23 protein-coding genes are annotated in these 25,348 nt (G+C 43.9%); 7 read left to right on the forward strand and 16 right to left on the reverse strand.

Going from position 1 to position 25,348, the window contains the following annotated elements:
- Nucleotides 1-68 precede the first annotated feature (68 nt).
- Nucleotides 69-719 carry an HAD family hydrolase gene (locus tag ACFQ3J_RS11780; protein WP_170862469.1) on the reverse strand — a complete coding sequence of 217 codons (651 nt, stop codon included), beginning with the start codon at nucleotides 717-719 and terminating at the stop codon, nucleotides 69-71.
- 410 nt (nucleotides 720-1,129) lie between these two features.
- On the opposite strand from ACFQ3J_RS11780, the gene ACFQ3J_RS11785 reads away from it, so the two are divergent.
- Nucleotides 1,130-3,763 (forward strand): cation-translocating P-type ATPase, encoded by a 2,634-nt coding sequence (locus ACFQ3J_RS11785; RefSeq protein WP_379293320.1) that lies wholly within the window; start codon nucleotides 1,130-1,132, stop codon nucleotides 3,761-3,763.
- Nucleotides 3,764-3,813: 50 nt separating this feature from the next.
- On the opposite strand, the gene yfkAB is transcribed toward ACFQ3J_RS11785, so the two are convergent.
- The 3 genes from yfkAB to ACFQ3J_RS11800 are packed head-to-tail and all read right to left on the reverse strand — an operon-like array spanning nucleotide 3,814 to nucleotide 7,632.
- Complete coding sequence (yfkAB, locus tag ACFQ3J_RS11790) at nucleotides 3,814-4,959, reverse strand: radical SAM/CxCxxxxC motif protein YfkAB (protein WP_251581821.1); 1,146 nt, start codon at nucleotides 4,957-4,959, stop codon at nucleotides 3,814-3,816.
- Between the two features lie 54 nt (nucleotides 4,960-5,013).
- The gene (locus ACFQ3J_RS11795) at nucleotides 5,014-6,138 is read right to left on the reverse strand and encodes an HD-GYP domain-containing protein (RefSeq protein WP_251581822.1); all 1,125 of its coding nucleotides are present in this window, start codon (nucleotides 6,136-6,138) and stop codon (nucleotides 5,014-5,016) included.
- A 51-nt stretch (nucleotides 6,139-6,189) separates the two neighbouring features.
- Entirely contained in the window at nucleotides 6,190-7,632 is a 1,443-nt protein-coding gene (locus ACFQ3J_RS11800; protein ID WP_379292856.1) for a bifunctional metallophosphatase/5'-nucleotidase, read from the reverse strand.
- 177 nt (nucleotides 7,633-7,809) lie between these two features.
- On the opposite strand from ACFQ3J_RS11800, the gene moaD reads away from it, so the two are divergent.
- Both moaD and ACFQ3J_RS11810 read left to right on the forward strand, forming a co-directional pair.
- The gene (gene moaD / locus ACFQ3J_RS11805; RefSeq protein WP_251581824.1) at nucleotides 7,810-8,541 is read left to right on the forward strand and encodes a molybdopterin converting factor subunit 1; all 732 of its coding nucleotides are present in this window, start codon (nucleotides 7,810-7,812) and stop codon (nucleotides 8,539-8,541) included.
- A gap of 86 nt (nucleotides 8,542-8,627) precedes the next feature.
- On the forward strand, nucleotides 8,628-9,674 hold the full coding sequence (locus tag ACFQ3J_RS11810) for an HD-GYP domain-containing protein (protein ID WP_091154545.1): 1,047 nt from the start codon (nucleotides 8,628-8,630) through the stop codon (nucleotides 9,672-9,674).
- Between the two features lie 243 nt (nucleotides 9,675-9,917).
- On the opposite strand, the gene sufB is transcribed toward ACFQ3J_RS11810, so the two are convergent.
- From sufB to ACFQ3J_RS11845, 7 genes are all read right to left on the reverse strand, one after another.
- A complete protein-coding gene (gene sufB / locus ACFQ3J_RS11815) occupies nucleotides 9,918-11,315 on the reverse strand; it encodes a Fe-S cluster assembly protein SufB (protein WP_091154543.1) in 1,398 nt (465 codons plus the stop codon).
- 20 nt (nucleotides 11,316-11,335) lie between these two features.
- Complete coding sequence (sufU, locus tag ACFQ3J_RS11820; protein WP_091154541.1) at nucleotides 11,336-11,767, reverse strand: Fe-S cluster assembly sulfur transfer protein SufU; 432 nt, start codon at nucleotides 11,765-11,767, stop codon at nucleotides 11,336-11,338.
- Nucleotides 11,757-12,980 (reverse strand): cysteine desulfurase, encoded by a 1,224-nt coding sequence (locus ACFQ3J_RS11825; RefSeq protein ID WP_091154538.1) that lies wholly within the window; start codon nucleotides 12,978-12,980, stop codon nucleotides 11,757-11,759. Before ACFQ3J_RS11825 ends, sufU begins: the two co-directional genes overlap by 11 nt.
- Nucleotides 12,977-14,278, reverse strand: coding sequence for a Fe-S cluster assembly protein SufD (sufD, locus tag ACFQ3J_RS11830; RefSeq protein WP_251581826.1), 1,302 nt, complete (start codon nucleotides 14,276-14,278; stop codon nucleotides 12,977-12,979). Before sufD ends, ACFQ3J_RS11825 begins: the two co-directional genes overlap by 4 nt.
- A gap of 26 nt (nucleotides 14,279-14,304) precedes the next feature.
- A complete protein-coding gene (gene sufC, locus ACFQ3J_RS11835) occupies nucleotides 14,305-15,087 on the reverse strand; it encodes a Fe-S cluster assembly ATPase SufC (protein WP_091154533.1) in 783 nt (260 codons plus the stop codon).
- Between the two features lie 388 nt (nucleotides 15,088-15,475).
- Nucleotides 15,476-15,946 (reverse strand): Dps family protein, encoded by a 471-nt coding sequence (locus ACFQ3J_RS11840; protein WP_091159021.1) that lies wholly within the window; start codon nucleotides 15,944-15,946, stop codon nucleotides 15,476-15,478.
- Between the two features lie 359 nt (nucleotides 15,947-16,305).
- On the reverse strand, nucleotides 16,306-16,608 hold the full coding sequence (locus ACFQ3J_RS11845; RefSeq protein WP_091154530.1) for a YunC family protein: 303 nt from the start codon (nucleotides 16,606-16,608) through the stop codon (nucleotides 16,306-16,308).
- 263 nt (nucleotides 16,609-16,871) lie between these two features.
- Between ACFQ3J_RS11845 and ACFQ3J_RS11850 the strand changes: the two genes are divergently transcribed.
- A complete protein-coding gene (locus tag ACFQ3J_RS11850) occupies nucleotides 16,872-17,363 on the forward strand; it encodes a hypothetical protein (RefSeq protein WP_251581827.1) in 492 nt (163 codons plus the stop codon).
- A gap of 53 nt (nucleotides 17,364-17,416) precedes the next feature.
- Here ACFQ3J_RS11850 and ACFQ3J_RS11855 read toward each other — a convergent pair whose 3' ends face one another.
- Nucleotides 17,417-17,788, reverse strand: coding sequence for a DUF423 domain-containing protein (locus ACFQ3J_RS11855; protein WP_091154526.1), 372 nt, complete (start codon nucleotides 17,786-17,788; stop codon nucleotides 17,417-17,419).
- Between the two features lie 173 nt (nucleotides 17,789-17,961).
- Between ACFQ3J_RS11855 and ACFQ3J_RS11860 the strand changes: the two genes are divergently transcribed.
- Nucleotides 17,962-18,375, forward strand: coding sequence for a hypothetical protein (locus ACFQ3J_RS11860; protein WP_091154523.1), 414 nt, complete (start codon nucleotides 17,962-17,964; stop codon nucleotides 18,373-18,375).
- A 149-nt stretch (nucleotides 18,376-18,524) separates the two neighbouring features.
- Nucleotides 18,525-19,376, forward strand: coding sequence for a DegV family protein (locus ACFQ3J_RS11865; RefSeq protein ID WP_091154521.1), 852 nt, complete (start codon nucleotides 18,525-18,527; stop codon nucleotides 19,374-19,376).
- A gap of 50 nt (nucleotides 19,377-19,426) precedes the next feature.
- On the opposite strand, the gene ACFQ3J_RS11870 is transcribed toward ACFQ3J_RS11865, so the two are convergent.
- On the reverse strand, nucleotides 19,427-20,554 hold the full coding sequence (locus ACFQ3J_RS11870) for a glycoside hydrolase family 88/105 protein (RefSeq protein WP_251581828.1): 1,128 nt from the start codon (nucleotides 20,552-20,554) through the stop codon (nucleotides 19,427-19,429).
- Nucleotides 20,555-20,795: 241 nt separating this feature from the next.
- Nucleotides 20,796-21,572 (reverse strand): delta-lactam-biosynthetic de-N-acetylase, encoded by a 777-nt coding sequence (gene pdaA, locus ACFQ3J_RS11875; protein ID WP_251581829.1) that lies wholly within the window; start codon nucleotides 21,570-21,572, stop codon nucleotides 20,796-20,798.
- A 184-nt stretch (nucleotides 21,573-21,756) separates the two neighbouring features.
- On the opposite strand from pdaA, the gene cysC reads away from it, so the two are divergent.
- Nucleotides 21,757-22,335 carry an adenylyl-sulfate kinase gene (gene cysC / locus ACFQ3J_RS11880; protein ID WP_285850023.1) on the forward strand — a complete coding sequence of 193 codons (579 nt, stop codon included), beginning with the start codon at nucleotides 21,757-21,759 and terminating at the stop codon, nucleotides 22,333-22,335.
- A 39-nt stretch (nucleotides 22,336-22,374) separates the two neighbouring features.
- On the opposite strand, the gene ACFQ3J_RS11885 is transcribed toward cysC, so the two are convergent.
- Together ACFQ3J_RS11885 and ACFQ3J_RS11890 are read right to left on the reverse strand one after the other, a co-directional pair.
- Entirely contained in the window at nucleotides 22,375-24,180 is a 1,806-nt protein-coding gene (locus ACFQ3J_RS11885) for an ABC transporter ATP-binding protein (RefSeq protein ID WP_379292863.1), read from the reverse strand.
- Nucleotides 24,173-25,348: a nucleotidyltransferase domain-containing protein gene (locus ACFQ3J_RS11890; RefSeq protein WP_251581833.1), complete on the reverse strand. Its 1,176-nt coding sequence runs from the start codon at nucleotides 25,346-25,348 to the stop codon at nucleotides 24,173-24,175. Before ACFQ3J_RS11890 ends, ACFQ3J_RS11885 begins: the two co-directional genes overlap by 8 nt.

A 25,348-nucleotide genomic window follows, 5' to 3' on the forward strand; every position in this document is an offset into this window, starting at 1 on the left:
AAGCAAATGACATCTTCCAAGGGAATTTCATATGCGGTTTACTCAGTTCAATAAGAAGCGAGCCCTTATTATTCAGCTTGTTTATACAAGGTCAATAATTCCGTAAAATCATTCAGAAGCGCGCTGGAGCCCTTCAGCTCATCCTCGCGTCCGAACCCCGCATATGCGCAGCCGATCACCGTCTGTCCATTCTCCACACCTGCCTCAACATCAGAGGATCGGTCTCCTACCATCCAAGCCGAACGAATTTGATGCTTATCTAGCAATAGCTTGACCAAGTCAACTTTTGATGCCGTCGAATACTCTCCCGCACTATACAGATCATCGAACAGATGCGCAATACCATAAGCTTTGGCTACACCCTTTACATAATGCTCCAGTCCGTTGCTCGCAACATACAATTTAACGCCGTAATCGTGCAGAGCCTTGAGCGTATCAACAACTCCAGGATATAACACCCCTATTCCCTGTTCTAATCCCTCCAGCTCCAACTGCAGCAATAGTTCATCGGCACGCAGCTTCGCTGCCTCTGTCGCATTCGGTATTACCCGCTTCCATATATCAGGCAGCAGCATGCCCAGACTGCCGAGAATAATCTCTTCAGGCGGTGTCTCTCCTTGATGATGTCCCTCTTCTCTTAAAACATCAAACATTTTATGGTACACAGGAACAAGCAGCGATTCCGTTTGAAACAGTGTGCCATCCATATCAAAAATCATTGCCTCAGGTTTATTAAGTATGATATTTTTTTCCACTAGTCCGCATCCCCTATTCTATTCTGTATAAGTTTCACTATTAACGAACAGTTAAGTCGTTAGTCTACCTGTCTATGATAAGCATTCCAACTCATACATGTAAACCTTTCAATGTAAAATTTCAGGCATACTTCCGACTATTCTGTGTGCCGATTGCTCGTATTATACCTCAGTTTGATCTTTCAACTTAAAGAAAAAAGGGTATATATATTGGCGAAGGATGGCAAAGGATAAGGAAAGGAGAAACGGGAGAAATTATACTTGTCAAGCTCTCTTATAGTTCTAGATTCCACATACATATGCGGGCTTTAGGAGCAGGAGCACATACTTAAATAGAGAACAGAAAGGAGTTTAACCGCTTGAAATACTACCAGATAGACAAAGAGGAAGTACTTAGAGAAGTGAACAGCAGCCTGGAGGGCCTGTCGAAGAATGAAGCACAGAAGCGGATTGAAACAACAGGATACAACGAACTGAAGGCAAAGGATCGAGACCCTATCTGGAAGTTGTTTGTAGAAAACTTCAAAGACCCTATGGTTATCGTCCTGCTGATAGCTGCGATTGTACAGTTGATCCTTGGACAATTCATTGAATCACTAATTATATTTCTTGTACTTATTCTAAATGCAATAGTCAGTGTTGTTCAAACTCGAAAGGCCGAGAGCTCTCTTGATGCGCTTCGTAATTTATCTGCTCCTGAAGCCAAGGTCATTCGGGGAGGTTCCAGGGTTACCATTCCAGCAAGGGAGCTCGTCCCAGGCGATATCGTCTTGCTAGAGGCAGGAGACTATGTGCCTGCAGATGGACGCATCATCGAATCCGGAAGTCTTAGAGTAAATGAGGGCATGTTGACAGGTGAATCTGAAGCCGTGGAGAAGCATACGGACCCGATCGAAGGAGATGCAGCTCTCGGTGATCGGCGTAATATGGTATTCAGCGGTGCACTGACAGTGTATGGGCGTGGAACGGTCGTCGTTACGGCAACCGCTGGCAATACGGAGATCGGTAAGATCGCCGGGCTAATTGAAACAGCAGAGATGAAACAAACGCCCCTTCAGCGCAAGCTTGATAAATTCAGTAAAAAACTCGGCGTGTTCATATTAATACTCTCCATCATTATATTCGGTGTAGAAGCTGGTCGTATCTGGCTGTCGAATGATACAGGAGACGTTACGAGCTCCATCCTTAATGCGCTAATGTTTGCCGTTGCCGTAGCGGTTGCAGCCATACCGGAAGCTCTCTCTTCCATTGTGACGATTGTACTCTCGGTGGGAACCAACAAAATGGCTAAGCAGCACGCCATTATCCGCAAGTTGCCTGCGGTAGAATCGCTCGGTTCCGCAAGTGTCATATGTACAGATAAGACCGGTACACTGACTCAGAATCGAATGACCGTTGTTGATTACTTCCTGCCTGAAGGAGCGAAGGAAGAATTTCCTGATAATCCGCAGGAATGGAACGATGCAGAACGTCGACTCCTTCATATTGCGGTGTTATGTAACGATTCTCATATTAATGAAGAAGGTAAGGAGCTTGGGGATCCGACCGAGATTGCACTGATTGCATTTAGTAACAGTAAGAACAAGCATTATCGTGAAATTCGCGATCAGTTTCCAAGAGAAGCTGAGATTCCATTCGATTCCGATCGAAAGCTGATGTCCACTATTCACACTTTTGCCGGTCAGAAAGCAATATTAACCAAAGGCGGACCTGATGTGTTATTCAGCCGTTGTAAGCATGTATTTATGAATGGGGAGCAAAAGCCGCTCACTGACGAGCTGCTCACCCAGTTCCAAGAAGCTAATGAGAATTTCTCTGAAAGAGCATTTCGAGTGTTAGCCTATGCTTATAAAACAATACCGAGTGATAAAAATGAGCTCGGTGTCGAGGATGAGTACGATCTTACCCTTGTAGGTCTGACCGCCATGATTGACCCGCCACGCGAGGAAGTGTACGATTCGATCATTGAATCGAAGAAGGCCGGTATACGTACGGTTATGATTACAGGCGACCATAAGACGACTGCTCAGGCCATTGGGCGTGATATTGGACTTATGGATGCACATGATATCGCCGTGACAGGACAAGAGCTAGACGCCATGTCGGAGGAGGAGCTGGATCAGAAGCTTGAGAGTATATCCGTCTATGCCCGTGTTTCGCCCGAGAACAAGATAAGAATTGTACGAGCTTGGCAGAAAAAAGGAAACATTGCTGCCATGACCGGGGATGGCGTTAACGACGCCCCTGCCCTGAAGCAAGCTGATATCGGTGTTGCAATGGGCAGCGGAACGGATGTAGCCAAGGATTCCGCTGCGATGATTCTTACTGACGACAACTTTGTGTCGATTGTAAAGGCCGTCGGTGTCGGCAGAACCGTGTTTGATAATATTAAAAAAGCGATCGCGTATTTATTTGCAGGAAACTTAGGTGCAATCATTGCCATCCTGTTCGCGCTCATCGTTGACTGGATCAATCCTTTTACAGCGATACAGCTTCTATTCATTAACCTAGCCAATGACTCGCTACCTGCCATTGCGCTTGGTATGGAAAAGCCGGAGCCGAACGTCATGTCTCGTAAGCCAAGGGACATCAACGAAGGAATTTTTGCTGGAGGTACGCTTAGTGCCGTACTCACACGCGGAATTCTTATCGGGATTGCCGTTATCACTTCACAATATATCGGACTATCCCATTCACCTGAAATGAGCGTTGCAATGGCCTTTACAACCTTAATCTTGGCCCGCACCCTGCAAACATTCGCGGCGCGCTCAACGCAGCAGACGATCTTTCAAGTGGGACTGTTCTCGAACAAATACGTCATCGGAGCTGTAGCTGTATGCTTCGTGCTGTACGGTATCACCTTGATTCCAGGGGTGCGAGGTATCTTCTCTATTCCTGATGCATTTGGCTGGAATGAGTTCTTCATCGCCGCTGGCTTATCGCTGGGTGCTGTCATTTTGATGGAGATCATTAAACTGATTCGCAATACGGCAGCAAAGCGTAAATAACAAATTAAGGGCTGCCTCACCTCACGGTGTGGCAGCCCTTTTTATACAAACTATCCGATTAGATTAGGAAAGGCCTTGCGGGTCTTGAAGTCAATATCCTTGTAGTACATATCTCTTACGAGCAAGTTCGGTCCACAGCATTTCGCCGCATCGCAGAAACAATTAACGGTCTGATTTAACGGATGATTTGAAGTCCATTCCTCAAAAATGTCATCCAATCGTTCATTCTTGATGTTTCCGAATTCCGGAATATCCGCAAAATCCGTTACATAGACGTTGCCGGTAAACATGTTCACATTGACTCGATTTCGACCGTCAGGGTCATTTCTTACCGTTACATTTGGCTCTTTATATAAGCGGGAAATAAGCCTGCGATCCTCATCTCCCCCATTGCACGCATAGAACGGTAGTGTCCCGAAGAGCATCCACATCTCCTGATCTCTCACGTCCAGCAGTCCATGAATCGCATTACGCATATCATCCAGCGACAAGACAGGCAGTGCCGCAGCAAAGTTTGAAGCATACATGGGATGAACTTCATGTCTTCTTGCTCCCATTTGTCCTATTAGCTTGTGTATTTCACCCAGTTTTTGGTGTGTACGATAATTGATCATGGATTCTGCGGAGATAAACATTCCCTGCTCGCTCAGCTTTAAAGAATTTTCCATCATACGGTTGTACATTTTGGCCGCCGTATTATAGCTGACCGGGCGATTGCTATTGGCAAATCCAACCTCATGAAAGTCAGAGGCATTCAAATAATTAAATGAAATATGCATAACATCCAGATAAGGCAGCAGCTTCTCATATCGACTGATATCCATCGTCAAATTAGAGTTGATCTGAGAGCGAATACCACGCTCCTTGGCATACTTAAGCAGAGGAAGAATCATTTCATCCACCGTTTTCTCCAAGAAACTCGGTTCCCCACCCGTCAGGCTAATCGTTTCAAGATGTTCCACCTGGTCTAAAGCCTCAATCATTTGAGACACAGGAATAGAGGGGGCCTCTCTCATAACGAGCATCTCACCGACAGCACAATGCTCGCAGCGCATATTGCATAGATGAGTGACGGTCATTTCCACGCTTGTGAGCACATGTTTCCCATATTTTCTTAACGACATAATTGGATCCCAAGGATCATATGCCGGAGAAAGCGCACGAATATTCTTCATTTCATGATTCATTAAAGTCATTTATTTCACCTTATTTTCTAATTTGGACTATGCTGTCCTACTGACCACACAACTTTATGTAAACTGTGGCTGTTCAGCTATGGATAATACCGAGGAAGACTCCCCCATAACTCCTGTAATCATCACCGATAGTCGATGAAACAGATCCAGTTCGTAAGGGACATTAAGCGTGTTGCCTTCCTGATCCATGATGATTCGAACCACCGGCCTCTGCGGTGCTTCCGGATGCAATCGTACAATGACAGCCGTTTCCCCTGTAGATAACTCAACGGTCAGACCTACGGGATATATAGCTGCATAGTCCCGAAACAATTCTAACATTTTTTGATCATACTGCGTACCCGATCCTGCAAAAAGCATTTCGACCGCTTGATGAGGAAGAAGAGCGTTCTGATAAATTCGGTTTGTCGTCATTGCATCATAAGAATCGGTTAATGCGATTAGTTTGCCGTAATCATGAATATCGGGTCCCACTAAGCCCTGAGGATATCCTCTTCCATCCATTCGTTCATGATGCTGTAATGCACAATGGGCCGAAATAAGCGGGATGCCGGGTTCGTCTTTGAGAAGCTTAAATCCATAAACGGTATGATTCTTCACAATATCATATTCCTCTTTGGTGAGCTTACCCGGCTTCTGCAGAATGTGGGGAGGGATCTGGGTTTTTCCGATATCATGGAGCAAGGCTCCGAGCCCTAACTCCATCAATCTCTTATTGTCATAACCAAGTGCCTTGCCTAACACTAACGAATAAATACATACATTTAATGAATGCTCGTATAAAGCATGGTCCATTGATTGCATCCCGGTGAGCATAATCATCACATCTTGACGAGAGCTGATATCTTCAAGAATCTTTTCCATGAGTCCTACAAATACTTTGCCCAGATGAGGATAATAGCCACGCATCGTTCCACTGGAAGATAGCATGGAAAACTGAGTTTTGATCTCCTTCATGGCCTGTATACGGGTTTCTTCTCGCAATAATTCCGGAAATTCAATATCAACCGTATTCGGATCATGAATATACACATAGCTTAAACCTAATTGACCTAGACGATTAATCAAATTGGTGGTCAATTCAACCTGCTCGCCTAATAATATCATTCCTTCGTCATTATATATTCTTTTGCCCAGCTTCATTCCGGGCTGCAGCATATGGATGGGTATTAAACGCAAAGTAATCTCTCCTGCCTAAATCAGATGCTATTAGCAGATTTCATTTTTTTCTTATTCAAGAATCCATCTCTGCCTCAGACATTCATCAAGCGAATTTGGTCTTTTGAGCTCCATGGCAATCAAATCACGGATAAACTCAGGTAAATGATAAGCGGGCTCTGAACCCAGCGATAGGCTGTGGTAACCTACATTGAATGTAAACATATCCAGTGTCCCCACTCGATATAACTGGTTATCATTCAGCGGAATACCTTGTATATTCAGCTCGGTAATTCGCTCATAAGGAGGTTTTGTTGGATCATAATGTACCTCTGCACCATCAATGCACAGCACTCCCAGCTGGTATCCTCGAAATCCAAAGCCTTTAAACACGAGGTCTCTATATTCCGGAATCAAGCTCTCCTCCATAGCTGTACGAAGGTCAGCTCCCTTTAATAGAATGGTGCATGCATTAATCGGTGAAGGGCACAAAGCATGCAGCATCCCCTCCGTTATATTACCTTCCTCCAGATCACCGAGCAGCTGACCTGCATTGACAACCGCCAGATCTGTACCCGTAAATTGCCGCACTGCCTGAGCTAACAAATTACCAAATGACGATTCTCTGTCCCAATGAATAGTGAGGGGGCGGTCCGTCACAGCAATGGTTCTACCTAATTTATTTTCGGCCTGTTCCCGATGTGTAATAATAGCTGCCGCCACATTTTCATGCAGAAGATGATCATCCACAGGCATGCATCCACCTGAAACCAGTTTAAAATGATCTTCCTCACTAGATCGTTCAACTGTTATTTTTCCTAGGTATTGACCATATTTCCCTGCACCGCATATGAGTGTCTTGTTTATTTCCAGTGGTTTCTCTAATACGTGATGCGTGTGACCTCCCAATATAATATCAATTCCATCTATCTCTTCAGCGATTCTCTGATCGGTTGTAATTCCCAAATGAGATAACAGAATAACGATATCTGCCTGCTCTCTTAATCCAGCTGCCTGAAGCTTTAACGTATCGATTGGATTAAGCACCTTCATCCCAAGCAGTTCATAGAACGCTCTAAACGGTGCGGTTGAACCCAATATTCCTATTCGTATGTCACCCTTTGTCAAAATAGCCGATGGCTCCATCCAGGCCGGAGGCTGTCCTGAACGTTCTTCAATGAGATTACCACATACGACCTTGCATAACAGACCTGCATAAGCCTGATCAAGAATGTCTGGTGTAAATGTTAATCCTTCATTATTACCAATCGTAACTGCATCATAGCCTGTTATATTTAGGACATCTATATTTGCTCCGCCCATGGAACCCTCGGTCTCGACTGCCATCCGGTCCATGTGATCTCCAATATCCAATACCAAAATCTCTTCACCAGGTACAGCCTGCTCCCTCTCCCTTTGGATCATTGCAGCGATGGAACCCATTTTTTCAAAGTGGCTGTGAATATCATTCGTGTGAAGAATAGTCAAGGTTTGTTTATGCATTTGGTTCGTCATCTCTGTATTCCTCCTCCGGATACTTATTAGCCATAGATTGATGCGCTATATAAACTAAAGTCAGGTCATTTGCTCGTGCTGGTCCATATGGTCTATCTAAAAGATAAGAATAACATTTTCAGAAAGGATATGATATATTTAAAGGGTTTATCAATAAATCGTTCGAGGTGAAATCATTTGAAACTGTCCGTGCTATTATTTGCTGGTGTCGCAGAGAGAATTGGGCAATCCAACATTGAATTGAATATAGATCATGCAGCAACAGTAAACGAATTGAAGGAGTATCTCGCAGAGGCTTATCCTGAAGCTTCCACACTCATCCGTTCCTCCTTAATCGCTATAAATATGGACTATGCACCAGGACATGTGGTGATTAACGAAGGAGACGAAGTAGCTCTTATCCCCCCCGTTTCCGGCGGTGAAGATCACACGCATTCATCGGATTCCATTCAGCAAACCCACAGCTCTGATGATGGACTATATTCTATTGGGTATGCCCCACTATCTATAGATGAGACTTCGGCCAAAGTCATAACAGCCAATCATGGTGCAACCTTAACCTTTATAGGAACAACAAGAGAAATGACCGGCGATCAGCGCACTGTCCACCTTGAATATGAAGCTTACATACCCATGGCATTATCGACAATGAAGAAAATTGGTGATGAAATTATAGGAAAATGGCCTGGCACGCGATGTGCGATATCTCATCGATTGGGCAAAGTGGATATTGCCGAGACAAGTGTTGTGATTGCGGTATCTTCCCCCCATCGTAACGATGCCTATGAAGCGAGCCGGTACGCAATTGAGCGGCTGAAACAGATTGTCCCGATTTGGAAGAAGGAAATCTGGGAGGATGGATCAGAATGGAAAGGACATCAGACAGGGCCCTGGGACCCAGAAAAATGACTAATAATTAAAACTAGTCGTTGTCTGTCCATTTTTTTCTTGATATGATAAATTTAAAACTTTACACTTAAAGGTGGTTAATTGTCTTGAGATTACATGTCACCGACTTAAAGCCTGGTTTACTGCTTCAATCGGATACTTTTAATCCTTCTGGAGTGCAGCTGATGTCAGCAGGATCTTTACTTGATGATTCGGACATCGACAAACTGATCATGCACGGTATTGATTATGTAGACATCACAGAGCCAGCCACCCAGCCTGCACCTGTCTTCAAATCATCCCCAGGAGAATCACTGCTTAAGCTTGTTCCTATGTTCGATGAAACCATGATGGGAACAGCCTCTATCTTCAAGGAAGCTACCACATCAGGACGCTTCTCGATATCCCAGGTAGATGAACTGCTTAATCCAATGGCTGAACAGCTGGTTGAGCAGAAGGACGTCGTGTCACTTCTCCTGCTGCTTGATCGCGATGATGAGTATACTTACAACCATTCAGTCCAGGTAGGCATCCTTACATACTATATGGCTTCATGGCTCGGTTATTCTCCGGAAGATAGCTACACCATCTCCAAAGCTGGTTACCTCATTGATATAGGGAAATCAATGGTGCCTGAGAAGCTGCTTCACAAGCCCGGCAAGTTAAGTACAGAGGAATTCCGGGTTATGAAAAAACACGCTAAACAAGGTTACGATATTATATTGGAGTCTACGGGTAATGAGACACTCGCGATTCCTGCCTTGCAGCATCATGAACGAGAAGATGGCAGTGGGTACCCTTACGGATTGCGTAAGGATGATATTCATCCTTATTCCCGGATCGCAGCAGTGGCTGATGTCTATAGTGCAATGACGACTCATCGCGTGTACCAATCCAAGCAAGAGTATATATCCGTATTATGTGAACTTTATGGATTAAGCTTCGGGCAGCTTAACGCAAAAGTGACTCAGAGCTTTATCAAGCATCTCCTGCCTAATTTTATTGGCAAGCAGGTATTACTGACTTCAGGAGATACAGGTACGATTGTCATGAATAATCCCAATGATTATTTCCGCCCACTCGTCCGTTGTGGACAAGGCTTTGTGGATTTAGCTAAACAACGAGATATCGCTATTGTAGAAATCTATATCTAGAACATACCTTACATAACCCTTCAGCATTAACAACTAGAGCTGTTTAGAAAGAGCAGTGTAGAACATACTTTCCTTAGAACATCAATCGAAGTAGAGGTCCTCCATTACGGATGGCCTCTATTTTATCTTCTCTGATTCCCCTATTGGTCTAAAGGCTAGTATCATCATATAAAAAAAAACGTGCCCAACCATAAGTGGCCAGGACACGTATTTTTTATAATCCAAATGTTGATATAGCTCTGCTTAACCGATAGAGCCTTCCATCTCGAATTTGATGAGACGATTCATCTCAACCGCATATTCCATTGGAAGTTCTTTCGTAAACGGCTCAATGAAGCCCATAACGATCATTTGTGTTGCTTCCGCTTCAGAGAGACCGCGGCTCATCAAGTAGAATAGCTGATCCTCAGATACCTTAGACACGGTAGCTTCATGCTCAAGTGTAATGTTATCGTTCATGATCTCATTGTAAGGAATCGTATCCGAAGTGGACTCATTATCCAAAATCAGAGTGTCACACTTGATGTTCGATTTAGCACCATCCGCATTGCGTCCGAAGGAAGCGAGACCCCGGTAAGTTACTTTACCACCATGCTTACTGATGGATTTGGACACAATCGTAGACGTCGTATCTGGCGCCAAGTGATGCATCTTCGCACCCGCATCCTGATGCTGACCTTTACCAGCGACAGCGATCGAGAGTACAGAGCCTTTCGCTCCGCGACCTTTAAGAACAACGGAAGGATATTTCATCGTCAGCTTGGATCCGATATTGCCATCAACCCATTCCATCGTTGCATTTTCTTCTGCAACTGCACGTTTTGTAACGAGATTGTAGATGTTCGGAGCCCAGTTCTGAATCGTAGTATAACGAACACGTGCATTTTTCTTCGCGATAATCTCAACAACCGCACTATGCAGAGAATTTGTGCTGTAAATTGGAGCAGTACATCCTTCTACATAGTGTACGAAGCTGTCTTCGTCAGCAATAATCAGCGTACGCTCAAACTGACCCATATTCTCAGAGTTGATCCGGAAGTAAGCCTGCAGCGGAATTTCACATTTCACGCCTTTTGGCACGTAGATGAAGCTTCCGCCTGACCATACGGCACTGTTCAGAGCTGCGAACTTATTATCAGCCGGAGGAATAACGGTTGAAAAGTACTCCTTAAGAATCTCTGGATGCTCTTTCAGAGCTGTATCGGTATCCATGAAGATTACGCCTTGATCCTCAAGATCCTTCTGCATGTTGTGGTATACAACCTCAGATTCATACTGAGCAGATACCCCTGCCAAGAATTTTTGTTCTGCTTCTGGAATACCCAGTTTGTCGAAGGTTTCCTTGATTTCTGCAGGAACCTCTTCCCATGTCTTACCTTGCTTCTCCGAAGGTCTTACATAGTACTGAATATCGTTAAAATCAAGCTCGTCAAGATCGCCGCCCCAACGAGGCATAGGCATTTTCTCAAATTGCTTCAAGGATTTCAGACGGAATTCGAGCATCCATTCAGGCTCTTCCTTAATACGGGAAATTTCTCTTACAACCTCTTCCGTCAGACCTTTACCTGTTTGGAAAATGGACTTGTGCTCATCCCGGAAACCATATTTATATTCTTCCATTTCTGGCGCTTTTTTAGCCATGTGGGTCTACCTCCCTATCGTTATTGTGATTTGTGATCTTCATCTATCCCTTTGCGCAGCGCATTCCATGCAAGTGTTGCGCATTTAATGCGTGCAGGGAACTTATTTACACCGGATAGGGCTTCTATATCTTCATATTCGTCAAATTCCTGTTCCTCTCCCTGCATCAGGGAGGAGAAACGATCTGCCAGGTTCAAAGCTTCATCCATAGACTTCCCTTTGATAGCTTCTGTCATCATGGATGCGGAGGACATGCTGATCGAGCAGCCGTCTCCAGTATACTTTGCATCCTCCACAATTCCATCTTTAACTTTTAGCTGCAAGGATATCCGGTCACCGCAGGTCGGGTTGTTCAAATCAATCGTCACCGATTCACCGTCAAAGCTTCCCCGATTTCGCGGATTTTTATAGTGGTCCATAATTACGCGCCGATACAGATCATCAAGTTGCATCACCAAAATACTCCTTTGTCTGGATTAAGGCGCTCACAAGACGGTCTACGTCCTGCTCTGTATTATATAGATAAAAGCTCGCTCTTGCTGTAGATCCTACCTCAAGCCAGCGCATCAGCGGCTGGCAGCAATGGTGGCCTGCTCGTATAGCAACCCCGCTTGCATCAAGCACGGTTGCTACATCGTGCGGGTGTACACCGTCAAGATTAAAGGTTACGAGTCCTACATGACGTTTCTTAGGTCCATAGACCTCAATGCCTTCGACCTCAGATATACGGCTCATTGCATAATGGGACAACTTGCTCTCATGCTGTGCGATTTCATCCATCCCTATCTCCGATAGAAAATCAATCGCTGCTCCAAGACCAACCGCACCTGCAATGATTGGAGTTCCTCCTTCAAACTTCCAAGGAAGCTCCTTCCATGTAGACTCATACAAACCAACATCATCGATCATCTCGCCGCCAAATTCGACCGGCTCCATGGACTCAAGCAGCGCCTTCTTGCCATACAGTGCACCGATACCGGTCGGTCCGCACATTTTATGTCCGGATAAGGCATAGAAATCACAGTCAAGATCTTGTACATCAACCTTCATATGAGGCGTACTTTGTGCGCCATCAACAACCATAACTGCACCATTGCGATGAGCAATTTCAGCAACTTCCTTAATTGGATTAATGACCCCAAGAACATTCGAAACATATGCCATAGAGACAATTTTCGTGTTTGGAGTGATCGTTTTTTCCACATCTGCCAGCTCGATATTGCCATCCGGCTGAAGGGGAATATATTTCAGCACAGCACCTGTTCTTATGGCAAGTTGCTGCCAAGGTATCAAGTTGCTGTGATGCTCCATAGGAGTAATCACAATTTCGTCGCCTTCGTTCAGTACAGAAGGACCATATGAGGAAGCAACAATGTTAAGCGCCGTCGTTGTACCTCTAGTAAAAATAATCTCTTGCGTTCGTTTAGCATTGATGAATTTGGCTACCTTCTCACGAGCACCTTCATATGCATCCGTAGCACGACTTCCAAGTGTGTGAACTCCACGATGAACATTGGAATTCTCCCACTCGTAGTAGCGCTTGATCGCATCAAGCACTACACGAGGTTTGTGGGAAGTAGCCGCATTATCTAGATAAACTAATGGGTGTCCGTTAATTTCCTGATGGAGGATGGGGAACTGTTCACGAATCGCCTCAGCGTTCATTGTCCCAGCTTCCTTTCAACAAGGGACTGCAGCTGCACCCGCAATTCTTCAAGCGGAATGTCGGATACGACTGGAGCAAGGAAGCCATAAATAATCAATCTCTCTGCATCCTCACGAGAAATACCGCGTGACATCAGATAGTAGATTTGCTCTTGGTTTACTTGACCTACAGACGCAGCATGACCTGCTGTTACATCATCCTCATCAATCAGAAGAATCGGGTTCGCGTCTCCGCGTGCTTTAGGACTCAGCATCAGAACACGTTCCGTTTGCTGACCGTCAGCTTTTGTTGCGCCATGCTCAATTTTGGTAATTCCGTTAATGATCGCAGACGCTTCTTCGCGCATAACCGCACGAGTAATCATCTGGCTTGCAGAGCTCTTACCAAAATGCTTCGCTTGCGTAGTATAGTTCAGTTTCTGAGAACCTGCACCTACAGCAATCGTCTTCTGATCCGAATTCGATCCATTTCCTTTAAGGATAGAAAGTGTATCACTTGCTGTATTGCCCGTGTTCATTTCACCAACGATCCATTCGATCGTACCATCGTTCTCAACTACAGCGCGGCGATAAGTAATATCTGTTACTTGATCTCCGAATTGGTGAACGGTAGCAAATCGAACTTTCGCACCTGGTTTAACAAAGACTTCAGCTACACCATTATGGAAGACGGGTGCTTCAAGATTACCGGATACATAGTTATCAACGTATACGACCGAGCTGTTTGTATCCGCAATAATGAGCACATGAGGTGCAAATGTTGCCGTTCCATCTTCAGCAAGCAAAATAGCTTGAACAGGCTTATCAATCACGACATTACGAGGCACATACAGGAATACGCCTCCGTTCCAGATCGCTGAATGCAGTGCAGCAAGCTGATGTTCGTCAGATTTAACTGCTGTGTGAAGATGACTCTTAACAAGGTCTTCATGTTCACGAACTGCCGTTTCGAGGTCTGTGAAAATTACACCTTGATCAGCAAGCTCTTTGGAAAGATTGCTATACACGACGCTGGAGCCACGTTGAATCAACAAAGTTCCATCTTGCTCATCTTTAATGAGGCTCGCAATTTCTTCGGGTGCTTCATTCAACGAAATCGCATTGCTTGTTTTATATTGTCCATACGCGGATAGATTCCAGCGTTCAATTCTTGTTTTTTCCAGTTTCGGAAGCGCAAGGCTACCCGCAAGTTCAAGTGCTGCTTGGCGCCCTTCAGAAAGCCATGCCGGCTCATTTCTGCCTTCGGATAACGCGCGAAGCGCTTCGGAATCAACCGGAAGAATGGTTTGTGTCGTCATTTAAGATATCCTCCTCCGTTTATTCTTTACGCTTCTTGGCCAACAGTTTCGTCTTCGATTCCCAGTTCTGCTTTGATCCAGTCATAACCTTCTGCTTCAAGACGTTCTGCCAGCTCAGGACCGCCGGATTTAACGATGCGTCCTTGCATCATAACGTGTACATAATCAGGTTTGATGTAGTTAAGCAGACGCTGATAGTGAGTGATGATCAAGAAGCCGCGGTCTTCGCTCTTCATTTCATTTACACCATTCGCAACGATACGAAGTGCATCAATATCGAGACCAGAGTCGATCTCATCCAAAATAACGAGCTTCGGATCCAGCATCATCATTTGCAAAATTTCATTACGCTTCTTCTCACCGCCAGAGAAACCTTCGTTAAGATAACGATGAGCAAACTCAGGGTTCATCTCAAGCTCTTTCATTTTGCCTTCCATTTGGCGGATGAACTTGATCAGAGAAATCTCGTTACCTTCCTCACGGCGTGCATTGATTGCACTGCGCAAGAAGTCAGAATTTGTTACTCCCGCAATCTCACTTGGATATTGCATCGCTAGGAACATACCTGCACGAGCGCGCTCATCAACTTCCATTTCCAGAACGTCTTCGCCGTTCAATGTAACAGAGCCGCCTGTTACTTCATACTTAGGGTGACCCATCAGTGCTGAAGCAAGCGTACTTTTACCCGTACCATTCGGGCCCATGATTGCATGAATTTCTCCACCGTTCATGTTGAGGTTAATGCCCTTCAAAATTTCTTTTCCTTCTATTTCTGCTTTAAGTCCTTGAATGACGAAATTTGTAGCCATATGTGCCTTTACCTCCAATAGAAATGAATTTCCAACTTGAAATCATGAAGTATATTTAATAGGGTATCCCCTTGATTTCCAGCTTCACTCGATAAGTGTCACTTTATAATAATTCTAAACTGATTCTCATTGATTCTCAAGTCATTTATGTGGGAAAGTTTACAGACGCCGTAAACAACATACCCTTGTCCACACAAACTAAATAGACACAGCTTCCCGAGGTGCTTCCTAAGTGGTCCAATATTTATGAATTCTATAATAAATAAGGAGGCAAATCAAATGATCCTTCCCCCTTTCACTAAGAAATTACCAGACCTTTATTGTTCCTTCATATAATGAAAAAGTCTGGTCTTGTCGACCAGACTTTAAACTAACGAAGTTATCTATTTTATGCCAGGTAAGAGCGAAGCATCCAGATATGTTTCTCCAGATCGGCCTGGAAGCCGGTAAGCATATCTGCTGTCGGTCCATCGCCCGCTTCCTCCGCAGCTTCAATGCCTTCTACATATTCTTCGGATAGTGTCGCGAAATCCTCAATCAGATTCTGAACCATGGTCTTAGGGTCTTCGCCACCGGATGCCTCTTGAATGGAAGCCAAATCCAGGTATTCCTTCATCGTTGCTGCCGGACTTCCTTTAATAGTAAGAAGACGTTCGGCCACTTCATCCATTTGAAGAGAAACTGTATTATACAGCTCTTCAAATTTATTATGAAGGGTAAAGAAATTAGATCCCTTAACATACCAGTGATAATTGTGAAGCTTAACATACAATACGTTAAGGTTCGCTACTTCACGATTCAGCAATTGCTCAATCGTTGATTTGGTTTCTGTTTTCGTTTTATTTGTTGATTTTGCCATAATGATCCCATCCTTTATCGTATATTTTATGATCTCATTATCTTTCGCCACTAGTCCTAAGTTACCCTCGTACACTTTAAATGAAACAAAAGCTGCTCAATCTGACAAAGCAAACTCCGACAAAAATATCATGATCCATCAGACTCCCCATTATGCAATAATTGCGAAAAGAAATCTTTGGCGATCTTATTTGAAGGCTGGTCTTATCTTATGTAGAAACTCATCATAAAAAGCAGTCTCCTATCGACAGATACGACTCATCAGTAAAAACTACGGCATCATTGGCATCGCATCGCCCCATAGAGGACTGCTATCAAATGTTATGGTCACTTGCTCCTCATCTTACTCTAGTATACAGATCACAGCATTCTTTCCAGCGCCTCTACCCCACTCATTCCAGGAACAATTCCTAATTTCTCTGCTTCGATTGTCACAGATTCCATCGGTGCAGCAAGCAGTTCAGCAATGGTTTTCACGCCAACTGCCCGGGCTGCAATAATGTTACGTGCTGCCAAACGCTCGTTCAGCAGACTTACATCAAGCGCTCCGCACATAATGTATCCTTTTGAAGTCGAGACTGTAATCAGTGTAGTCTTAGGCAGCTTTACTTCAACTGCCACAAGGGTATGGTCTCCAACTTGAACCGGCTCCAATGTTACCATTAGTGTAACACCCCCTTCACTTCATCCGTCCCGACAGTTTATTCCTGGTTCTTCTATATGGTGTGGACAGTAGCGGATAGTCTCCATGCGCAAAGAACTATGTCTTAAAACCTATCATTACAATCCTCTTCTCATAAAAAAAACGATGTATTCGTATAAAAATGCGTCTAAGGTAGTATTCATGATTGCGTTTTGATGATATAGTTATAGAATCAATGTACATAAATATTCCATAATAAGAGCAGTGTGAGGTAAATAATATTATGAAAAATATGACGTCAGCAGACACCAATAACGAGGGCGAATTTCTTTTTAACGTTGACATTATGATCCACAGCAAGTCAAATGCCCTTGCACTGCAATCCCTTCTCGAAATGCTCAATGCACTAGATCAAATTGCAGATTTCAGAATTCAGTCCGGCATTAAACTGGGCACAAGAATTGAGAAAGCTTTGAAACAATCAGCTGTATCCGATCTAAACTTAAAACCGATTCACAAATCTGCTCCTGACTCTTCATCCGAATCGACATATAAAGAAGAAGTGGACCGCAGTCCTTCTGAGAAATGGTTTGTCACAGCCATGAAGGAAGGGCGACTGATCAGGCTCGATATACGAGATAAGAGTGGAAAAGGCAAAAGCCTTCCGTGCCGTGTTCTCAATTTTGATGCGATATCCAAGCTGGTCAGCATTTATCATGTGGATGAGAAGCAGGTGTACTCCATTCACACGTCCGAGATCGAGAAATACATCTAACAGTAATCAAGAACGGCCACTCTCATCTACTGAGAATGACCGTTCCTAACCATTTATTTTTTTAATACAGAGATTATGACAAGAATCCAGCCAGTAATGAAGCAAATTCCCCCTAATGGTGTAATTGCCCCAAAAATGCCGATTCCCGTCATGCTAAGTACATATAAGCTTCCTGAGAATAATATAATGCCGATAAACAGCAGTCTTGCCGCCCATTCCAGTGCCTTCTTTGGACCAAAGCTGTTTGCCATTAGTGCAATAAGCAAAATTCCAAGCGCATGCATCATATGATATTGCACACCGGTTTCATACGTAGTAAGCCGCTCTTCACCAATAATCGGTTCAATAATATGTGCACCAAAGGCACCAATCAGGACAGATAGCATCGCTAGAATGGAACCTATGGCAATCCATTTTTTTGCCACTTGATATGTTCACTCCTCAAATGAAATGTATTCTAAATCATCTTAACCTAATCTGCACGCCGTTTACTAGTGAACATCCCTTTAACAATGTGACAGATCGGTAAGAGAATGCAGCTTGCATTTTAATTTGAATTATGGAAAAGTTAACTGTATATCTATAAAGGAGCGACTACATGGATAAGAACCCAGCACCAGATAACGAACAACTTCAAGAAGTAAACAATCCCTACGGCACTTTTCAGCCGCCTCCCGCCAAGGTCAAGCATTCGGGTCCTGGTATTGCATCTCTAATTGTTGGCATCCTCTCCTTAGTGCTTTACATCGTTGTTCTCGCCCTATCACCAGCTGCAGCAGCTGAAATACTTGAGAACCCCGATCCTGAAGCAATGCTGAACAACTTATATGTGATCGTTATCGGACTATTAATTCTTGCCAGCCTTGGATTAAATATCATTGGTGTCATTCTTTCTATTATAGGATTGGCATTAAAGAATCGGAAAAAAGCATTTCCACTGGTTGGCCTTATCTTAAATGGACTGATTCTGCTTATCGTTATTGGTTTTTTTAGCATGACAGTTGTGTTGTAGAAAAAATCTCTACGTCTCTAGCAATTTCACTACCATTTTTGCTACTCATGCTAGATATGCATTATAATGTTTGAAATGAATCCATTTCATATTTGTTTTTATGACGTGATTTCGTGAAGAAGAAATTAACTTGTATAAAGGGGATTGAGATGTCGCGAATTAAAATTTTTGCGGACAGTACTAGTGATTTGCCAAAAGAATGGGTCGATCAGCATGACATTGGCATTGTCCCTCTCTATGCCGTATTCGGAGACGAGTCATTGAAGGATGGTGTAGATATCGTTCCTGAAGAGCTGTACGAGCGTGTCAAAACGGAAGGACGACTTCCGAAGACTGCAGCTCCATCACCGGCCGATTTTATGGCCTGTTTTGGCCCATACATAGAAGAAGGCTGCGATATTCTATTTATCAGCCTCTCTTCAGAGTTGTCGTCCACCTATCAAAACGCACTGTTAGCTGCTTCTGAATACCCTGATGGCAGAGTTACCGTATTTGACTCATTAAATTTATCCACAGGGATCGGTCTTCAGGTGTTCAAGGCTGTACGTGCAGTGGAAGAAGGGCTTTCCGTTCCGGAAATTGTTGACCGCCTTACCCAAATCAGACCACAGGTTGATACTGAATTTGTAATTGATACATTAGATTATCTATATATGGGTGGCCGCTGCTCGGGAATGCAAAATTTGATCGGTAGCTTGCTCAAGATTAGACCGGTCATCAAAGTAACGGATGGAAAAATGACACCTGCTTACAAAGTCAGAGGCAAGCGTGAAAAAGCGATGGATCAGATGCTGTCAAATGCGCTGAGTAAAACAGATGAAATGGACAATGATATTATTGTCGTTGTTCACTCCATGTGTGAGGATGATGCGCTTTATTTGCAAAAGGTATTGCAGGAAAAAACGAATGCCAAAGAGGTTGTGCTGGCTACTGCAGGTTGTGTTATTTCCAGTCATTGCGGACCCAAAACCATTGGAATTATCTATACAAAATCATACTAAGAGAAAGAGAAGGCCCTGCATCTTTTGCAGGGTCTTCTCTTTCTCTTGTTCTATACTGTGACTTCGGTCATTTGCGCCTCAATCTCCAGACATGCCATTACAAAGGGCGCTAATCCCTTCGGATCATCCGTACGCAGCGGTTCTCCAATATAGTATTCGAATGATCCATCCCTATACGGCTGTCCACCAAGACCGGCTACCTTGCATATGCCTTCCAATGCGTATGAACCATCCTCACGTGCTTTAACAAACTGGCGGACTATTCCTTCATGTCCCTTTCGAGCAGCTTCCAGTGCATGATTGCCCAAATAACCGAGACGAGCCCCTTTTGATAGTGCACATACAAACATTGAAGATGCCGACGCCTCCAAGTAGTTGCCTTCCTGTTCAGGTAGATTCAGCACTTGGTACCATAAGCCAGTCGTTGTATCCTGCACCTTCATGATCGCCTCGCATACCCGATAGAATATTCCGATGACTTCGCCGCGTTTAGGATGATCTAAGGGCAGTGTATCCAGTACATCGGTTATCGCCATTACATACCACCCGAGAGCCCTCCCCCAAAAGTGCGGTGAGCAGCCTGTAGCATCATCGGCCCAGGCCTGTTCCCTGCTTTCATCATAAGCATGATATAGTAATCCAGTGTCAGGATCACGTGATACTCTTTCCATCAACAAAATTTCATGCACAGCCTCGTCAAACCATTCATTTGCACCATTTAGATCTGCATAAGCCGTCATCAACGGACAAGTCATATAAACGCCGTCCAGCCACATTTGAAATGGATAGATCTTCTTATGCCATAATCCTCCTTCAGCCGTACGTGGATGGCTTCTAAGCTGTGTCATAAGGTGCTCAATCGCGATTCGGTATTTCTCTTCACCTGTTTCTTCATACAGCGTAAACAGCGTCTTCCCTTGATTTAACTGATCGACATTGTATTCATTCAATCGATATGTAAGAATATGGCCATTATCCTGAATGAATAGGTCCATGTTTGTTTTGAGGTAATCAAAATAGATTGGATCGTTCGTAGCCCGCCATACTCGTTCAACAGCCGTCATAATGCAGCCATTTTCATAATTCCAGTGTAGTCTTGAATGAAAATCTCCCCATGGCAATTGCTTGTTACGGTTCATGAATGAATCCAATATCCGAGTAGACCAAATGATATCCAAACGGTTTCCCTCCCATGATTTTTATTCATGATTCATCTTCGACTGGATGAGTTCAAGCATTGAATTTTACTTTTTAACTATATAATGGGAATAAAGCGTATACAAGGTTAAATATGCAAAAGCATGATCCCGCTCTACAATCGCATAAAAAAACCGCTGACCTTATTTATGCTGATCAGCGGTGAATGAAGCCCTCTAAATAGGTTGAGATTGTCAGTTTGGATGAGATTCGCCTTTGGCTTCAGTATGTCTTGGTTTTTAATTCATCCAAGCTTTTGAACGTATACCCTTGAGCTCTCGCAGCATCAATGATGGAGCCAAGTGCCTCTGTATTGTCCTTTGAAACAGAGTGCAGCAGAATAACAGCACCAGGATGCAGCTGCTTTATGACTTGATCATAAGCATACTGCGAGCCTTTCTGAACATTCGTATCCCAATCCTTATATGCTATGGACCAAAATACATCCGTGTATCCGAGACCACGGCTTACTTCAAGCGTTCGGTCGCTAAATATTCCCCGAGGCGGGCGGAGATAAGGATACTCTTTGCCTGTAAGCCTCTTCGTTTCTTCCTTTACTTGATCCAGCTCGATCTTAATCTTCTCGTTCGAAGTTACCGTGAGGTCGGGATGGCTCCAGGAATGATTCCCAACAATGTGTCCTTCTTGACTCATCCTCCGAACAAGGTCTGGCTTGTCTTTCAGATAATGACCTGTTACAAAAAAGGCGGCAGGCACCTTCTTCTCTTTTAACACATCCAGGATTGCAGGCGTATAGCCATTCTCGTACCCATTATCGAAGGTGAGATACAATTCTTTTTGCTTCGTATCTCCCATAAAAATAGCGCCGTGCTTCTCTAAAATATGTTTAAAGCCTTCCTCGTTAATGGAAGCCGATTGTCCGTCCTTACTCTTCTTAAACCCAAAATGAAATACATCCTTCACTGAGGAAGCGTGTACCATCTGTGTCCCCGAAATGAGGATTGCGATTATCGTGCCCAAGATGAGCAACTTCTTCATTTGTTATCTGCCCCTTTTTTTCAAATTGATCTAGCCCAGTTCACTTGAGTGATATCGTACGAACACAGCAGGCATACTTCATTCGCTTGCTGTTACTTTAAGTAATATAAGCAGATATTTATATTTTTATGTAGTATTTTGCTAATTCCTTTCATCCGTTATAATCAAATTGAAGAAAACTATATTGCTTCTAAAATACATATTTTCTAAGGAGAGAAGGGCCTTGTCTATTAATAGGAATCCGCGAGTAATTTGGCTTACAGGCCTATCTGGATCTGGCAAAACGACACTTGCTTCCCATCTGGAACAAGTTTGGAAGAGAGAAGGGATTCCCTGCTACGTGCTGGACGGAGATCAAGTACGCCGCGGCTTGAACCGCGACTTGGGATTCAGCCCAGAAGACCGCAGGGAGAATTTAAGAAGAATCGCAGAGGTGTCTAAGCTATTTCTAGATTCGGGTACCCATATCATTGCAGCGTTTATCTCTCCACATGAACAAGATCGGGAAATGGTGAAATCCATGTTTGGCCCTGGGGAATTTGTGGAAGTGTATGTGAAATGTTCTGTTGAAGTCTGTGAACAGCGAGATCCTAAGGGATTATACCAAAAAGCAAAACGCGGCGAAATTCCGAATTTCACCGGCATATCCGCAGGATACGACATACCAAACAAGCCCGATATCATCATTGATACCGAGCTTCAGGATGTAGAGCTGTCCATTTCATTACTAGTAGCCGCGTTACAAAGACATGCACTTGCCTAATTACTTCTCATACTTCAACCTATGACTGGAGCATCTTGATTACAAAGATGCTCTCGTCTGATAAGACAGCAATTGACCGAAAGCACCTTCTGCATCTGTAGATAGCCCATCATATGCTCCTTGCTGCATCACTCTGCCGCCTTCAAGCACGATGACCTGATCTGCGCCTTGGATCGTAGACAAACGGTGTGCAATGACGACGATTGTCATCCGTCCCTGCAGCGCCTTAAGCGCTTCTTGTATGGTTAATTCATTCTCTCCATCCAGTGCGCTAGTTGCTTCATCTAATATAAGAATGGCCGGCTTACGCAAAATCGCTCTTGCGAGCACAATCCTCTGCCTCTCTCCTCCAGATAATCTGACTCCCCGATCTCCGATGATGGTATCCAGCCCTTGAGGCAAATCTATAACAAAATCAGCGGCGGCAAATCGCAGCGATTCCCACAGCTCCTCCTCCGTTGCATCCCGCTTGACCAGAAGAAGATTCTCCCGAATCGATGTATGAAACAAGAAAGGCTCTTGCGAAACATAACTGATTGACTGTCGCCAAGCTCGCAGCCTCGATTCCTCCAAAGGAGCTTCATCCAGGCGAATTGTTCCTTTTGTCGGCTGAATCAACCCCATGAGCAGATCAATAAATGTACTTTTCCCTGCACCTGAACGTCCCACAATAGCGGTCATACCGTTTACCGGAATAACAGTATCTACGTGCTGCAGCGCATCTTGCGTTTGTCCTGGATATCGATAGAATACATCATCACAGCGAATTCCTGTCTTCAAAGCAATCGGCTTGATATCAGTACCGCTCATCGAAGTCTCCATGCTGCTTGTTTCCAAAGCCTGCTCACATTCGTTTTGAAGCTGCAACAAGCTCCGGAAGGCAGGAATCAACGAACCGATATACTCCAGACTGGTTTGGATCATGGAGAACCGGGGCCATAATCTGGAGAATATGACAATCATCAATAACAAATGCTCAGCACGATAAGAAAACAGGTTAAGGGATGCATACACAAACAAAGCAATAATGACCGCCGCAGCGATTCTATAAATCAATTGTGTCGCAGAATTAAGACGAATGTAAGACACCATGTTATGCTCCATTCGCTTGCATAAGGCTCTAAAGCCTGTTTCATGCTGCTGCTCCAAATTGTTGCTCTTAATATCCTTCATCCCGTTAAAATGCTCTACGATCTCAGACATGTACTGTTGAGACAGATCGGAAGTGCGATCCCCCAATGCTTTGGCTTTGCGTATAAACGGCCGGAGGACCATAAACAGAACGACTCCAAAACCTAATATCATCAGAGTTAATTCAACGGATAGCCAAAAGGCAAACCCAATCTGAATGACCGTAAATATGACCGACGCCGTAAGCTGAATTAAGACGTTCGTTCCTTGGCTCACACGCGCCAGCTCAGATGTGAGGATATGGTTAAAGTCCGATTTTTTCTTCGTCAAAAAAAGCTCCCATTTGGAATAAATTAATAGTCTATACGTTTCATAACGCAATGTATGTATAAAATTTTGCTGGATTTGAGAGCTGAGAATGTTCTGATTACGCTGCATCAAAGCCTGAATTGTCAATATGACTACAAAAATAAGTAGTACAAGCAGAAGCTGTGATTGCTGCGGTACGAAGCCAAGCAGACCGGTGACCCATTCCAGCGGGACCGAATCATTCAAACCGGAATCCAATATATTAATTGCAGATAGCATGGGAACCAGCATATAGATTCCGAACCCTTCCAATATACTGATAATGACCATGAACAAGATGCTGGCGATCAGCTTGGGACCTGTAATGGAGTACAGCTTCTTTAGATAGGTTCGTAGTTCAATCATATTCATGTCTCCCTTTGAGAACCACACGCTGCCTGATTCGGCGCCACATCCATAGAAACGGGCGCAAAGGTATATATAGAAAATGCAGCTTCCGGGGTAACGGCAGCATTTGAGCATCCATCGGACCCGGATACAGCCTCCCTAGCAGCATGATCATTCGACGTTTAGGAGATTTGATCTGCTTCAGATAATTCATTCCTGTTTCTTTATCAGGCTCTTCAAGGATCAAACTCAATGCATATTCCGCTAATTTTATTGAATGGGCATGCTCCGCAAGCTCTCTCATTTTGAGTGTAAGCGGCGTTTTCAGTAATTTTGAACACAACAAGTAAGCTTGCCCCGTATAGAATTTGCTTTCATGCAGTTCTGCATAATACTCAAAATTATCAAAGGTATTGTCCTTACGTATTATGAGATCGATATCCATCAGCCAACGAAGTCTAAACCATCCATGTCTTGCCCCATGACTGACAAGATACATGAATAGATCTTCTTTGCCCAGATAAGATACCTCATGTCCAACTAAAGTTATCGTTTGTCTTCTATTCCACAATTCTTGAAATGTAATGTCTTTCGCCCCGGATGGATTAAGCTTCCAATGCACCTCGATCTGGGTTCTATGCTCCGGATGAAACATTGAAATATGATGGTCCTTCCACTTCCAGCCTTCCATAATAAAGGGGGTGTCATACTTTTTGGTATAACCTGCTTCTTCTAAAGCGATCAGGGATGCATCAACATCACCAATGTTGATCAGTAAGTCAAGATCCTTGGAGGTTCGATGCGCTAGGTCGCCATATAGTTCATAGGATAGAACCGGCCCTTTTAACAACATCACCTTAATATTTTGTTGTTCCAAGGCTGCTGTCACTCGCTCCATCTCGGCCGTCAGCCTCATCATATAAAATGTGTTATGTCTCACTGCCTTCTGAAGTTGATCCATTACGCCCAACGGGACTACATCGCGCAGTGAATGCAAACGTGTATAAATAAGCGGGTATATGCGGTGATGGTAAATTAATCTACTAAATTCGTTCCAATCTATTGTTCCGACCTCATATCTTTCCCGGATTTCCTGATCTGTTATACGATCCTCTGCAAGTAAATCACACATAAATTGAAATTCCATTGCTGCTCCGGCAAAAATACTATTGTTTAGATCTTTCAT

Origin of the sequence: Paenibacillus provencensis (assembly GCF_042678545.1) — a bacterium.
GTDB classification, from domain to species: domain Bacteria; phylum Bacillota; class Bacilli; order Paenibacillales; family Paenibacillaceae; genus Paenibacillus; species Paenibacillus provencensis.

Bases quoted from the DNA above. Each gene is read 5' to 3' on its own strand.
- ACFQ3J_RS11780 (WP_170862469.1), bottom strand. From the start codon at position 719: ATGATTTTTGATATGGATGGCACACTGTTTCAAACGGAATCGCTGCTT.
- yfkAB (WP_251581821.1), bottom strand. From the start codon at position 4,959: ATGACTTTAATGAATCATGAAATGAAGAATATTCGTGCGCTTTCTCCG.
- ACFQ3J_RS11800 (WP_379292856.1), bottom strand. From the start codon at position 7,632: ATGACGAACCAAATGCATAAACAAACCTTGACTATTCTTCACACGAAT.
- sufB (WP_091154543.1), bottom strand. From the start codon at position 11,315: ATGGCTAAAAAAGCGCCAGAAATGGAAGAATATAAATATGGTTTCCGG.
- sufU (WP_091154541.1), bottom strand. From the start codon at position 11,767: ATGCAACTTGATGATCTGTATCGGCGCGTAATTATGGACCACTATAAA.
- ACFQ3J_RS11825 (WP_091154538.1), bottom strand. From the start codon at position 12,980: ATGAACGCTGAGGCGATTCGTGAACAGTTCCCCATCCTCCATCAGGAA.
- sufD (WP_251581826.1), bottom strand. From the start codon at position 14,278: ATGACGACACAAACCATTCTTCCGGTTGATTCCGAAGCGCTTCGCGCG.
- sufC (WP_091154533.1), bottom strand. From the start codon at position 15,087: ATGGCTACAAATTTCGTCATTCAAGGACTTAAAGCAGAAATAGAAGGA.
- ACFQ3J_RS11840 (WP_091159021.1), bottom strand. From the start codon at position 15,946: ATGGCAAAATCAACAAATAAAACGAAAACAGAAACCAAATCAACGATT.
- ACFQ3J_RS11845 (WP_091154530.1), bottom strand. From the start codon at position 16,608: ATGGTAACATTGGAGCCGGTTCAAGTTGGAGACCATACCCTTGTGGCA.
- ACFQ3J_RS11850 (WP_251581827.1), top strand. From the start codon at position 16,872: ATGAAAAATATGACGTCAGCAGACACCAATAACGAGGGCGAATTTCTT.
- ACFQ3J_RS11860 (WP_091154523.1), top strand. From the start codon at position 17,962: ATGGATAAGAACCCAGCACCAGATAACGAACAACTTCAAGAAGTAAAC.
- ACFQ3J_RS11865 (WP_091154521.1), top strand. From the start codon at position 18,525: ATGTCGCGAATTAAAATTTTTGCGGACAGTACTAGTGATTTGCCAAAA.
- pdaA (WP_251581829.1), bottom strand. From the start codon at position 21,572: ATGAAGAAGTTGCTCATCTTGGGCACGATAATCGCAATCCTCATTTCG.
- ACFQ3J_RS11885 (WP_379292863.1), bottom strand. From the start codon at position 24,180: ATGATTGAACTACGAACCTATCTAAAGAAGCTGTACTCCATTACAGGT.
- ACFQ3J_RS11890 (WP_251581833.1), bottom strand. From the start codon at position 25,348: ATGAAAGATCTAAACAATAGTATTTTTGCCGGAGCAGCAATGGAATTT.